Below are 11,058 nucleotides of genomic sequence, written 5' to 3'. Positions count from 1 at the left end.
ATCACAGGTTAAGGTTTTACTGAGAAGGATAAGGTCATGCGCCATCGTAAGAGTGGTCGTCAACTGAACCGCAACAGCAGCCATCGCCAGGCTATGTTCCGTAACATGGCAGGTTCGCTGGTTCGTCATGAAATCATCAAGACGACCCTGCCGAAAGCGAAAGAACTGCGTCGCGTAGTTGAGCCGCTGATTACTCTTGCCAAGACTGATAGCGTTGCTAATCGTCGTCTGGCATTCGCCCGTACTCGTGATAACGAGATCGTGGCAAAACTGTTTAACGAGCTGGGCCCGCGTTTCGCGAGCCGCGCCGGTGGTTACACTCGCATTCTGAAGTGTGGCTTCCGTGCAGGCGACAACGCGCCGATGGCATACATCGAGCTGGTTGATCGTGCTGAGCCGAAAGCAGAAGCTGCTGCAGAGTAATCTGTAGTAACGTAAAAAAACCCGCCCCGGCGGGTTTTTTTATATCTACCCCATCCCCACTTCACTACAATATCTGTACTCTTTTTGTTCATCCCCCGGAGCCGTAGAATGTGGTTACTGGATCAGTGGGCAGAACGCCATATCCTCGATGCCCAAACCAAAGGCGAGTTCGATAATTTACCCGGTAGCGGCGTGCCGCTAACGCTCGATGACGATTCGCATGTACCGACCGAGCTGCGGGCAGGCTATCGCCTTCTGAAGAATGCAGGGTGTCTTCCCCCGGAGCTGGAGCAGCGCAAAGAAGCGGTGGCTCTGGCAGACTTGCTGAAGGGGGTCCGTCAGGACGACCCGCGGCATGCCGAACTCAGCAAGCGCCTCGCTCTGCTCGAGCTTAAGCTGCGTCAGGCAGGACTGAACACCGACTTTTTACGCGGTGAGTACGCCGATGCGTTGCTGCACAAAATTAATCAGGAGTGAATATGTATCGTATTGGTGAGCTGGCAAAACTGGCTGATGTGACGCCAGATACCATCCGTTATTATGAAAAACAGCAAATGATGGATCATGACGTGCGCACTGAGGGGGGATTTCGTCTTTACTCGGATAACGATCTACAGCGTTTGCGCTTTATTCGCTATGCCCGTCAGCTGGGCTTTACTCTGGAAGCGATCCGCGAATTATTGTCGATCCGTATCGATCCGGAGCATCACACCTGTCAGGAGTCGAAAGGGATCGTTCAGGCGCGATTAAGCGAAGTTGAGGCGCGGATCAACGAGCTACAAACGATGCGTCGCTCTCTGCAACGGCTCAATGATGCCTGCTGCGGCACAGCTCACAGCAGCGTTTACTGTTCGATCCTCGAGGCCCTTGAGCAAGGCGCCAGCAACGGCAATACCGGGCGTTGATTTTTTGTGCGCGCGGATCTACACTCGCGCGGAATTCACACATCCACTGGAGTTACTATGAGTCGCTATCAGCATACCAAAGGACAAATTAAAGATAACGCCATTGAGGCACTTCTCCACGATCCATTATTCAGGCAGCGCGTAGAGAAGAATAAGAAAGGGAAAGGAAGCTATCAACGTAAAGATAAACATGCAGCAAGGAATGACCGGGAGGCCAGTGGCAAGCAAGCGAATCGCTTTTTTACCACTGGCCTTCTGCTTTCACTACTGATTAAGAACGGTTGTTTTGTTCTTTCAGCAGATCGCGAATTTCGCTCAGCAGGACTTCTTCTTTAGAGGGCGCTGGCGGTGCCGCCGGAGCCTCTTCTTTCTTACGATTTAACTTATTCATCAGTTTAATCGCCATGAAAATGGCAAATGCGACGATGATGAAATCGAAAACGTTCTGAATAAACACCCCGTAGTGCATCACCACTGCCGGTACATCACCCTGGGCATCGCGCAGCGTGACGGCAAACTGTTTAAAATCGATCCCGCCAATCAACAGGCCGAGCGGCGGCATAATAATATCCGCGACCAACGACGAAACAATTTTACCGAATGCTGCACCGATGATCACACCCACTGCCAAATCGACAACGTTCCCGCGCATCGCGAATTCGCGAAACTCTTTTAAAAAACTCATTTTATTCTCCTTGAGCCAGCTGACGTTGTAAGTTTAACAAATGTATTTTCATTTGCCATTCCCCGTAGAGCGTTACAGGAAAATATTAACCTTTGAATAATAAGGGATAATACAAGGCGCCTGTTCGACGCCCTGGGAATTACAGGAAGAAGGGGCTTGGCTGGAACAGCCTTTCTACATCGGAAATAAACTTTTTATCAGTCAAAAACATGATCACATGATCGCCCTGCTCGATCCGCAGATTATTATTGGCGATCATTACGTCATTCCCGCGCACGACGGCGCCGATGATCGTGCCTGGCGGAAGTTTGATCTCATCGATCGACCGCCCGACCACCCGCGAGGTGCTCTCATCGCCGTGTGCCACTGCTTCGATCGCTTCCGCAACGCCGCGGCGCAGGGAGGAGACGCCGACAATATCGGCTTTACGGACATGGCTGAGGAGGGCGGAAATCGTGGCCTGCTGAGGCGATATCGCGATATCAATGACGCTACCCTGAACCAGATCCACATAGGCTCTGCGCTGGATCAGCACCATGACTTTTTTGGCCCCCATTCGCTTGGCCAGCATCGCAGACATGATGTTTGCTTCGTCATCGTTAGTGACGGCAATAAACAGGTCCACCTGGTCAATATGCTCTTCGGCCAGCAGCTCCTGATCCGATGCATCACCGTAGAAGACGATAGTATGCTGCAGTTTTTCTGCCAGCTCAGCGGCTCGCTGCTGATTGCGCTCGATAAGCTTAACACTGTAGTCTTTTTCCAGCTTATGAGCCAGGCCCGCGCCAATATTGCCGCCGCCGACCAACATGATGCGTTTGTAAGGTTTCTCCAGACGCTGGAGTTCGCTCATGACCGCACGAATATGCTGCGAGGCGGCAATAAAGAAGACTTCATCGCCGGCCTCGACAATCGTCGAACCCTGTGGGCGGATGGGGCGATCGTGGCGGAAAATGGCGGCCACGCGCGTATCGATATGCGGCATATGCTCACGCATGGTGGACAACGCATTCCCCACCAGCGGACCACCGTAATAGGCTTTCACCACGGCGAGGCTGACTTTACCTTCGGCGAAGTTCACGACCTGCAGCGCGCCGGGATATTCTATCAGGCGATGAATATTGTCGATGACCAGCTGTTCCGGAGCGATTAAGTGATCGATGGGCACAGCTTCAGAATTGAAGAGCTTTTCCGCATCGCGGACGTAATCAGGCGCACGAATACGGGCTATACGGTTTGGCGTATTGAATAATGAATAGGCGACCTGACAGGCCACCATGTTGGTTTCATCCGAACTGGTGACCGCCACCAGCATATCGGCATCATCGGCTCCTGCCTCGCGCAGTACGCGGGGGTGAGAACCGTGCCCCTGGACGACACGCAGGTCGAACTTATCCTGCAGGCTGCGCAGACGGTCGCCATTGGTATCAACCAGCGTAATATCATTGTTCTCGCCGACGAGGTTCTCCGCCAGCGTGCCGCCGACCTGGCCGGCGCCCAGAATAATAATCTTCATCTGCAGTGATCCATTAGTTCCGACGTTTGATTAGCTTAGCGTAAAAGAAGCCATCGCCTTCTTCCGCACCCGGCAGATTTTGCTGTCCCGGGCTTGCCGGCGTACCGGTTGCGTGAAGCTCTGCATCCGGGGTCCGCGCGAGGAACGCGGCAATTTGCTGACTATTCTCTTCCGGCAGAATAGAACAGGTAGCGTAAACCAACGTGCCGCCTGGCTTCAGATGCCCCCAGATGGCATTGAGGATCTCGGCCTGCAGCTGGGCTAAATCGCCGATATCCCGATCCCGGCGCAGCCATTTGATATCCGGGTGGCGGCGGATAACGCCGGTGGCGGAACAGGGGGCATCCAGCAGAATACGATCGAACTGCTCGCCGCCACACCACTGCTCAGGGAAGCGACCATCGCCCTGTTTGACTTCGGCTTTCATGCCCAGCCGTTTCAGGTTGTCATAGACGCGGGAAAGACGCTGTTCATCAATGTCCACCGCCATGACCTCAGCCTGGGGAGCGACTTCCAGAATATGCGTCGTCTTGCCGCCCGGCGCGGCGCAGAGATCGAGAATGCGCTCGCCGTTTTCCGGCTGCAGATAGCGCATGCAGCCCTGGGCCGAGGCATCCTGAACGGTTACCCATCCTTCGGCAAAACCCGGCAACGCATGGACCGGGGCAGGGGTGGCCAGACGCACGGCGTCGGGATAGTCAGGGTGGGTGAAGCCCTCTAAGCCGGCCTCTTTAAGCAGAGCAAGCCATTCGTCTCGGGAATGATGGTTGCGGTTAACGCGCAGCCACATCGGCGGGCGTTGGTTGTTCGCATCGACGATCTCCTGCCATTGTTGCGGCCAGGCCTGCTGCAGACGCTTCAGCAGCCATTTGGGATGAAGGTAGCGGTTTTCCTGCCCGGCGAATTCTGCCAGTAGCTCTTCCTGCTGGCGCTGAAACTGGCGTAACACCCCATTGATCAGCCCTTTAAGCTGCGGGCGCTTAATCGCCACCGCGCCTTCTACCGTTTCAGCCAGCGCGGCGTGCGGAGGGATGCGGGTGTAGAGTAACTGATAGAGCCCAACCATAATCAGAAAGTGCACGGTGCGCTGTTTGCCGGTCATCGGACGCGCCATCAGCTTGCTGATAAGCCACTCCAGCTGGCTGAGCGTACGCAGTACGCCAAAACACAGCTCCTGCAGCAGCGCTTTGTCTTTATCGCTGACTTTTTGCTGTAGAGGGGGCAGGACGTTGCTTAAAGACTGACCTTTTTCAACGACTTGCTCGATAGCCTGGGCGGCCAGGCTGCGTAAATTTATATTCTTTTTCATAAGCGCAAAAATAAAAATGCCCGGCGAACCCGGGCTTCAGAAGAGACGACCGTCAGGCGAGACGGGTGCCAGGAGTAAACCACTCCCGGCGGGAATTGAGTAAATCCTGGGCGCTCATCGCTTTTTTACCCGCAGGCTGTAGCGACTCCAGACTGAGGATCCCATCGCCCGTGGCGACCTGGATACCCTGTTTGGTTGCTGCCACGATAGTACCCGGTTCGGCATGCGCAGCTTCGGCAATGACCGATGCCCGCCACACTTTTAGCGGCTGCCCGTCAATTTCCAGCCAACTCATTGGCCACGGATTAAAGGCGCGGATGCAGCGCTCCAGCTGTGCGGCAGAAAGCGACCAGTCGATGCGAGCTTCTTCTTTACTCAGCTTCTCGGCGTGGCACACCAGCGATTCATCCTGTACTTCAGGCTGTGCGGTGCCGTTGGCCAGCTGGGCTAAGGTTGCCAGCAGACCTTGAGGGCCGAGCTCGGCCAGCTTATCGTACAGGCTGCCGCTGGTATCCTCTGCGGTAATGGGGCAGGAAAGCTTATACAGCATATCACCCGTATCAAGGCCGACGTCCATCTGCATGATGGTTACGCCTGTTTCGCAATCCCCCGCCCACAGCGAACGCTGGATCGGCGCTGCGCCACGCCAGCGCGGTAGCAGGGAGCCGTGAACGTTGATGCAGCCCAGACGGGGCATCTCCAGCACCGCTTTCGGGAGAATCAAACCGTACGCCACCACCACCATGATATCGGCGCCGAGATCGGCGACTAATTGTTGGTTGTCCTGCGGACGCAGGGAAGATGGCTGGAATACAGGTAAGTTATGGGCTTCAGCCAGCACCTTTACCGGGCTCGGCATCAATTTTTTGCCGCGGCCAGCAGGACGGTCTGGCTGAGTGAATACGCCAACAACCTGATGTTCAGACGACAACAGCGCGTCAAGATGACGCGCTGCAAAATCGGGGGTGCCGGCGAAAATGATACGTAGTGATTGTGACACGGTATTCCTTGTTATCAGGCACGGGAACGTAAACGATCCAGTTTCTCAACCTTCTGACGAATGCGCTGTTGTTTGAGCGGTGACAGATAATCAATAAACAGTTTGCCGACCAGATGATCCATCTCATGCTGAATACAGATAGCCAGCAGGCCATCGGCCTCTAGTTCAAATGGCTTACCGTCGCGATCCAGCGCTCGGATCTTCACTTTTTCCGCACGCGGCACCAGGGCGCGCTGTTCCGGAATCGACAGGCAGCCTTCTTCGATGCCCGTTTCGCCATCTTTTTCCAGCAGCTCCGGGTTGATTAACACCAGCTGCTCTTCACGATTTTCCGACACATCAATAACGATAATGCGCTGATGGATATCGACCTGGGTCGCGGCCAGACCAATGCCCTCCTCAGCGTACATGGTGTCGAACATATCATCGACGATACGCTGAATTTCCGCATTCACTTCTTTGACCGGCTCGGCGACTTTGCGAAGGCGCTCGTCCGGAATATGTAACACTTGCAAAACTGCCATAAAGTTCCAGAGTCGTATTCAGGAGTTGATAAGATTATTAGCTCTATTCTAGACAAAACACCCTGCAATTGACAGTCTCACTGTCCAATCGCAAAGATTGTCAATACCGCTTATGGCAGGGGGTAAGGATGACGCCCGACGAGATTTGGCTGCGGCTGATGAAGGTCAGTAACTTGTATGGCGACAGAATGCTGAAGATCGCACAGCGCTTATGCGCAGCCGCCAGCGTTGATCGCGAAGCGCTGCATGCTGTTGGGATGTCCGCGGCGCAAGCAACGTTATTTTTTCGGCTGGACGGGCGTGAGCTTGACGAGACGCGGCGCTGGCTGGAGCACCCGGAACATCATCTGTTACGGGCCGACGATCCGCGCTTTCCGTTTCGGCTAAGGGCCATCGCTGATTACCCCGGTGCGTTGTTGGTCAGCGGCGATCCCGCTCTGCTTCACAGCGCGCAGCTTGCCGTTATTGGTAGTCGCCTGCATTCCTGGTATGGCGCTCGCTGGGGGAAACTGTTCAGCGAAACGTTGGCGCGTAAAGGAATGACTATCACCAGTGGGCTGGCGTTAGGCATTGATGGCGTAGCGCATCGCGGCGCGCTCTCGGCCGAGGGCAAAACCATCGCGGTACTGGGCAACGGACTGGGTAAGGTTTATCCGCGGCGCCATGCAAGCCTCGCCCAGCAGATCATCGATAATGGCGGTGCGCTGGTGTCTGAATTTCCACTAATAACGCCGCCGCTTCCCGCGCATTTCCCCAGGCGCAACCGGATTATCAGCGGCCTGAGCCTGGGCGTGTTGGTGGTTGAGGCGGCATTGCGAAGCGGCTCGCTGGTTACCGTCCGCTGTGCTCTGGAGCAGGGAAGGGATGTGTTTGCCCTGCCTGGGCCGATAGGCAATCCGGGATCGGAAGGCCCACACTGGTTAATTAAGCAAGGCGCGGTGCCGGTGACCTCGCCAGAGGATATTGTGGAATACTGGCACAACGAGCTGACCTGGCTAACTGATACGTCTGATTCGATAAATAATTGCGCCGATCAGCCGTCTGTAGCATTGCCATTTCCGGAGCTCCTGGCTAACGTAGGAGATGAGGTAACACCTGTTGACGTTGTCGCTGAACGTGCCGGCCAATCTGTGCCAGTAACCGTAGCTCAGCTACTTGAACTGGAGTTAGCAGGCTGGATCGCAGCTGTACCCGGCGGCTATGTCCGATTAAGGAGGGCAAGCCATGTTCGACGTACTCATGTATTTGTTTGAAACTTACATCCATAGCGAAGCAGAAATGCGCGTGGATCAGGACAAACTGACGCGGGATCTTACCGACGCAGGTTTTGAGCGGGAAGATATCTATAACGCGTTAATGTGGCTCGAGAAACTGGCTGATTATCAGGAAGGTCTCGTTGAACCCATGCAGCTCGCTTCCGACCCGCTGTCGCTTCGGGTATATACCGAAGAGGAGTGCCAGCGTCTGGATGCCAGTTGCCGGGGATTTTTACTCTTCCTCGAGCAGATTCAGGTGTTGAACCTCGAAACGCGAGAAATGGTGATAGAGCGCGTACTGGCGCTGGATACGGCAGAATTTGAGCTGGAGGACCTGAAATGGGTCATCCTGATGGTACTGTTCAATATTCCGGGCTGTGAAAACGCCTATCAGCAAATGGAAGAATTACTCTTCGAAGTAAATGAAGGTATGCTGCATTAATCTTTTTGCAGCAACATCGAGTTGTTATGACCAAATCAGCACTGTTTTCGGTGCGTAAAAATGAGCCCTGCCCGCAGTGCGGGGCTGAACTGGTGATCCGTTCCGGGAAACATGGCCCGTTTCTCGGCTGTTCGCATTATCCGGACTGTGACTATATCCGTCCCCTGAAAAGTCAGGCGGACGGGCATGTCGTTAAGGTGCTGGAGGGGCAAGCATGCCCATCGTGCGGCGCGGTTATGGTGCTACGCCAGGGGCGTTTTGGGATGTTCATTGGCTGTAGCCGCTATCCGGAATGCGAACATACCGAGCTAATTGATAAACCAGATGAGACGGCTATTGCTTGCCCGCAGTGCGGACAAGGCCATCTGGTCCAGCGTCGTTCCCGTTTCGGTAAAACCTTTCACTCCTGCGATCGCTATCCTGATTGCCAGTTCGTTATCAATTTTAAACCGGTGGCGGGCGAATGCCCTGAATGCCATTACCCGCTGTTAATAGAAAAGAAGACGGCGCAGGGGCTCAGACGCTTCTGTGCCAGTAAACAATGTGGAAAGCCGATCCCGGCGGAATAAATCAGTGAACAATAACCTGCCCTCAGAAGCCGTCGCCCATGCCGTGGCGGTCCTGAATAATGAACATGTCATCGCCTATCCCACGGAAGCTGTTTTTGGCGTCGGCTGCGACCCTGACAGCGAAACGGCCGTTATGCGTCTGCTGGAGCTGAAGCAGCGTCCTGTTGAGAAGGGATTGATCCTTATCGCCGCTAGCTTTGAGCAGCTGAAGCCCTATATTGATGATTCTCGGTTAAGTGACTCGCAGCGGGCAGCGATCTTTTCCTGCTGGCCAGGACCGGTGACGTTTGTATTCCCGGCTCGTCCTGAAACGCCACGCTGGCTGACGGGTCGTTTTGATTCGCTGGCCGTACGCGTAACCAACCATCCGCTGGTGATTGAATTGTGCGAAGCCTACGGAAAACCGCTGGTCTCGACGAGCGCCAATCTCACCGGTCAACCGCCTTGCCGCACTACCGCAGAGGTCCGTGCTCAGTTTGGTGACAGCTTCCCGGTCGTGGATGGCGCTACGGGCGGACGTCAAAATCCATCTGAAATACGTGATGCCCTGACGGGTGAACTGTTCCGCCAGGGGTGAATCATGGAAACCTACGCTGTTTTTGGTAATCCGATTGCGCACAGCAAGTCGCCTTCTATTCACCACCTTTTTGCCCGCCAGTTAGGGATTACCCATCCTTATGGACGTGTGCTGGCGCCGCTGGACGATTTTGTCTCTTCTCTGAATCAGTTTTTTGCGGAAGGAGGAAAGGGCGCCAACGTTACCGTTCCTTTCAAAGAAGAAGCCTTTGCGCGCGCGGATGAACTGACAGAACGCGCTGCGCTGGCGGGAGCGGTGAATACCCTGAAACGTCTGGAAGATGGGCGTTTGCTGGGCGACAACACGGATGGTATTGGTCTTCTGAGCGATCTGGAGCGTCTGGGATTCATTAAGCCACGCCAGCGGATCCTGCTTATCGGTGCCGGTGGCGCATCACGTGGGGTACTGCTGCCGCTGTTGTCGCTGGGGTGCGCTGTGACGATCGTCAATCGCACCTATGCTCGTGCCCATGAGTTAGCCACGCTCTTCGCCCATACCGGCAGCGTCAGCGCACGGGAAATGGATACCTTAGCCGGGGAAACTTTCGATCTGATCGTCAATGCAACATCCAGTGGGATAGAGGGTGATGTGCCGGCTATCCCGGCGTCTGTTGTTAACCCCGACGTGTATTGCTATGACATGTTTTACCAGAAAGGGGCGACGCCATTTCTTCAGTGGTGCCAGCAGCATGGCGCAACCCACTGCGCTGACGGGCTGGGAATGCTGGTGGCGCAAGCCGCCCATGCTGTTCTGCTATGGCACGGCGTCCTGCCGGCTATCACCCCGGTTATAGAAAAGCTGCAACAGGAACTGAATGCATGAATCAGGCGATTCAGTTTCCCGATCGGGAATCATGGGATGCCGAACGGCAGGGCGTGGTTTTTCCCGCGCTGGTGAATGGGATGCAATTAACCTGCGTAATTTCAGGGCAGATCCTGCAGCAGCGTTTTGGCGCAGAGGGGCCAGCGCAGTGGCTGGCCGCATTCCGGGAACATCGTTGGGATCTTGAGGAAGAGGCTGAGGCATTGATCCGCGATAATCAGGAGGATGCTCAGGGTTGGGTCTGGCTCTCCTGATCCAGATATTCATCTTTCCATTTCACATAGTTATTTGCTGAATATTTTAGGCCTTCCCGCTCCGCCTCTGTCAGGGGGCGGATCTGTTTGACCGGATTGCCAAAGTAAAGGAAGCCGCTTTCAAGCTGTTTATTCTGCGGCACCAGACTTCCCGCGCCAATCATGACGTCATCACCAACCACGACACCATCTAACAAGATCGAACCCATACCAACCAGCACGCGGTTGCCGATAGTGCAGCCGTGCAGCATCACTTTGTGACCAACCGTCACATCCTCTCCAATGATCAGTGGATTTCCCTCAGGCTTGTAAGAGGATCTATGGGTCACGTGTAGAACGCTGCCGTCCTGAATATTGCTACGTTGACCTATCGACACGAAATTGACGTCGCCGCGAATGGCGACCAGAGGCCAGACGCTGACGTCATCGGCAATTCTGACATCACCGATGACGACGCTGGATGCGTCAATCATGACGCGAAGACCGATTTGCGGGAAAAATGTTTTATAGGGACGCAGGTGAGCAGACATGTTGACCTCAAAAATACGGGAGCGTAAGAAGACTTTGGTGGCTTTTATCTCGCTCTGCAACCCCTGAAAACGGTGAAAATTGAGCAAATCGCGCAATTACACGGCGAAAAGGGTGAAAAATCACCATTCAGAAAAAAAGATCGAAAAAAGGCTTGTGCAAAAAAATGGGATCCCTATAATGCGCTCCCACTGACACGGCAGATGTGAATCACTTCACACAAACAGCCGGTTCGGTTGAAGAGAAAA

Annotated in this window: 16 protein-coding genes; 10 read left to right on the top strand and 6 right to left on the bottom strand. The window is 54.6% G+C overall.

The annotated features are described in order from the left end of the window. Positions 1-36 precede the first annotated feature (36 nt). The 4 genes from rplQ to ABLU95_RS20580 all read left to right on the top strand — a co-directional run bounded on the left by rplQ (position 37) and on the right by ABLU95_RS20580 (position 1,664). Entirely contained in the window at positions 37-423 is a 387-nt protein-coding gene (rplQ, locus tag ABLU95_RS20595; RefSeq protein ID WP_002919206.1) for a 50S ribosomal protein L17, read from the top strand. Positions 424-531: 108 nt separating this feature from the next. Continuing rightward, complete coding sequence (locus ABLU95_RS20590) at positions 532-900, top strand: DUF1992 domain-containing protein (protein WP_065884003.1); 369 nt, start codon at positions 532-534, stop codon at positions 898-900. 2 nt (positions 901-902) lie between these two features. Further along, entirely contained in the window at positions 903-1,328 is a 426-nt protein-coding gene (gene zntR / locus ABLU95_RS20585) for a Zn(2+)-responsive transcriptional regulator (protein WP_023291172.1), read from the top strand. Between the two features lie 57 nt (positions 1,329-1,385). Next, positions 1,386-1,664 (top strand): ribosome alternative rescue factor ArfA, encoded by a 279-nt coding sequence (locus ABLU95_RS20580; RefSeq protein WP_023291171.1) that lies wholly within the window; start codon positions 1,386-1,388, stop codon positions 1,662-1,664. Here ABLU95_RS20580 and mscL read toward each other — a convergent pair. The 5 genes from mscL to def form a co-directional block, all read right to left on the bottom strand. Beyond that, complete coding sequence (mscL, locus tag ABLU95_RS20575; protein WP_004145325.1) at positions 1,600-2,013, bottom strand: large-conductance mechanosensitive channel protein MscL; 414 nt, start codon at positions 2,011-2,013, stop codon at positions 1,600-1,602. The genes ABLU95_RS20580 and mscL overlap by 65 nt on opposite strands. Positions 2,014-2,152: 139 nt before the next feature. After that, on the bottom strand, positions 2,153-3,529 hold the full coding sequence (gene trkA / locus ABLU95_RS20570) for a Trk system potassium transporter TrkA (protein WP_002919153.1): 1,377 nt from the start codon (positions 3,527-3,529) through the stop codon (positions 2,153-2,155). Positions 3,530-3,542: 13 nt separating this feature from the next. Continuing rightward, the gene (gene rsmB, locus ABLU95_RS20565) at positions 3,543-4,838 is read right to left on the bottom strand and encodes a 16S rRNA (cytosine(967)-C(5))-methyltransferase RsmB (RefSeq protein WP_087849556.1); all 1,296 of its coding nucleotides are present in this window, start codon (positions 4,836-4,838) and stop codon (positions 3,543-3,545) included. A gap of 52 nt (positions 4,839-4,890) precedes the next feature. Then, positions 4,891-5,838 (bottom strand): methionyl-tRNA formyltransferase, encoded by a 948-nt coding sequence (gene fmt / locus ABLU95_RS20560; protein WP_086076472.1) that lies wholly within the window; start codon positions 5,836-5,838, stop codon positions 4,891-4,893. Between the two features lie 14 nt (positions 5,839-5,852). Then, positions 5,853-6,362 (bottom strand): peptide deformylase, encoded by a 510-nt coding sequence (def, locus tag ABLU95_RS20555; protein ID WP_004206802.1) that lies wholly within the window; start codon positions 6,360-6,362, stop codon positions 5,853-5,855. A gap of 128 nt (positions 6,363-6,490) precedes the next feature. Between def and dprA the strand changes: the two genes are divergently transcribed. From dprA to ABLU95_RS20525, 6 genes are read left to right on the top strand one after another with little or no spacing between them, the layout of a single operon-like run. After that, positions 6,491-7,615, top strand: a complete 1,125-nt coding sequence (gene dprA, locus ABLU95_RS20550) for a DNA-protecting protein DprA (RefSeq protein ID WP_102002263.1) — start codon at positions 6,491-6,493, stop codon at positions 7,613-7,615. Continuing rightward, a complete protein-coding gene (gene smg / locus ABLU95_RS20545; RefSeq protein WP_002919137.1) occupies positions 7,587-8,060 on the top strand; it encodes a DUF494 family protein Smg in 474 nt (157 codons plus the stop codon). The genes dprA and smg overlap by 29 nt, the downstream gene beginning before the upstream one ends. Before the next feature lie 26 nt (positions 8,061-8,086). Then, positions 8,087-8,629: a type I DNA topoisomerase gene (locus ABLU95_RS20540; RefSeq protein WP_023291168.1), complete on the top strand. Its 543-nt coding sequence runs from the start codon at positions 8,087-8,089 to the stop codon at positions 8,627-8,629. A gap of 4 nt (positions 8,630-8,633) precedes the next feature. Beyond that, a complete protein-coding gene (tsaC, locus tag ABLU95_RS20535) occupies positions 8,634-9,206 on the top strand; it encodes an L-threonylcarbamoyladenylate synthase type 1 TsaC (protein ID WP_004206805.1) in 573 nt (190 codons plus the stop codon). Between the two features lie 3 nt (positions 9,207-9,209). Continuing rightward, positions 9,210-10,028 carry a shikimate dehydrogenase gene (gene aroE / locus ABLU95_RS20530; RefSeq protein WP_032454195.1) on the top strand — a complete coding sequence of 273 codons (819 nt, stop codon included), beginning with the start codon at positions 9,210-9,212 and terminating at the stop codon, positions 10,026-10,028. After that, the gene (locus ABLU95_RS20525) at positions 10,025-10,282 is read left to right on the top strand and encodes a DUF1488 domain-containing protein (protein WP_048298473.1); all 258 of its coding nucleotides are present in this window, start codon (positions 10,025-10,027) and stop codon (positions 10,280-10,282) included. The genes aroE and ABLU95_RS20525 overlap by 4 nt, the downstream gene beginning before the upstream one ends. On the opposite strand, the gene ABLU95_RS20520 is transcribed toward ABLU95_RS20525, so the two are convergent. Next, entirely contained in the window at positions 10,258-10,812 is a 555-nt protein-coding gene (locus ABLU95_RS20520) for a gamma carbonic anhydrase family protein (protein ID WP_044524944.1), read from the bottom strand. The genes ABLU95_RS20525 and ABLU95_RS20520 overlap by 25 nt on opposite strands. Between the last annotated feature and the right edge of the window lie 246 nt (positions 10,813-11,058).

It is taken from the genome of Klebsiella sp. GG_Kp146 (assembly GCF_040061975.1).
GTDB lineage: Bacteria > Pseudomonadota > Gammaproteobacteria > Enterobacterales > Enterobacteriaceae > Klebsiella > Klebsiella quasipneumoniae.
Note: the sequence above shows the minus strand (reverse complement) of the source record. Positions and strands in the feature narration are given on the sequence as shown.

Excerpts from the sequence above, each read along its gene's own strand:
- rplQ (WP_002919206.1), top strand. The coding sequence starts at position 37 with ATGCGCCATCGTAAGAGTGGTCGTCAACTGAACCGCAACAGCAGCCAT.
- ABLU95_RS20590 (WP_065884003.1), top strand. The coding sequence starts at position 532 with ATGTGGTTACTGGATCAGTGGGCAGAACGCCATATCCTCGATGCCCAA.
- zntR (WP_023291172.1), top strand. The coding sequence starts at position 903 with ATGTATCGTATTGGTGAGCTGGCAAAACTGGCTGATGTGACGCCAGAT.
- ABLU95_RS20580 (WP_023291171.1), top strand. The coding sequence starts at position 1,386 with ATGAGTCGCTATCAGCATACCAAAGGACAAATTAAAGATAACGCCATT.
- mscL (WP_004145325.1), bottom strand. The coding sequence starts at position 2,013 with ATGAGTTTTTTAAAAGAGTTTCGCGAATTCGCGATGCGCGGGAACGTT.
- trkA (WP_002919153.1), bottom strand. The coding sequence starts at position 3,529 with ATGAAGATTATTATTCTGGGCGCCGGCCAGGTCGGCGGCACGCTGGCG.
- rsmB (WP_087849556.1), bottom strand. The coding sequence starts at position 4,838 with ATGAAAAAGAATATAAATTTACGCAGCCTGGCCGCCCAGGCTATCGAG.
- def (WP_004206802.1), bottom strand. The coding sequence starts at position 6,362 with ATGGCAGTTTTGCAAGTGTTACATATTCCGGACGAGCGCCTTCGCAAA.
- dprA (WP_102002263.1), top strand. The coding sequence starts at position 6,491 with ATGACGCCCGACGAGATTTGGCTGCGGCTGATGAAGGTCAGTAACTTG.
- smg (WP_002919137.1), top strand. The coding sequence starts at position 7,587 with ATGTTCGACGTACTCATGTATTTGTTTGAAACTTACATCCATAGCGAA.
- ABLU95_RS20540 (WP_023291168.1), top strand. The coding sequence starts at position 8,087 with ATGACCAAATCAGCACTGTTTTCGGTGCGTAAAAATGAGCCCTGCCCG.
- aroE (WP_032454195.1), top strand. The coding sequence starts at position 9,210 with ATGGAAACCTACGCTGTTTTTGGTAATCCGATTGCGCACAGCAAGTCG.
- ABLU95_RS20525 (WP_048298473.1), top strand. The coding sequence starts at position 10,025 with ATGAATCAGGCGATTCAGTTTCCCGATCGGGAATCATGGGATGCCGAA.
- ABLU95_RS20520 (WP_044524944.1), bottom strand. The coding sequence starts at position 10,812 with ATGTCTGCTCACCTGCGTCCCTATAAAACATTTTTCCCGCAAATCGGT.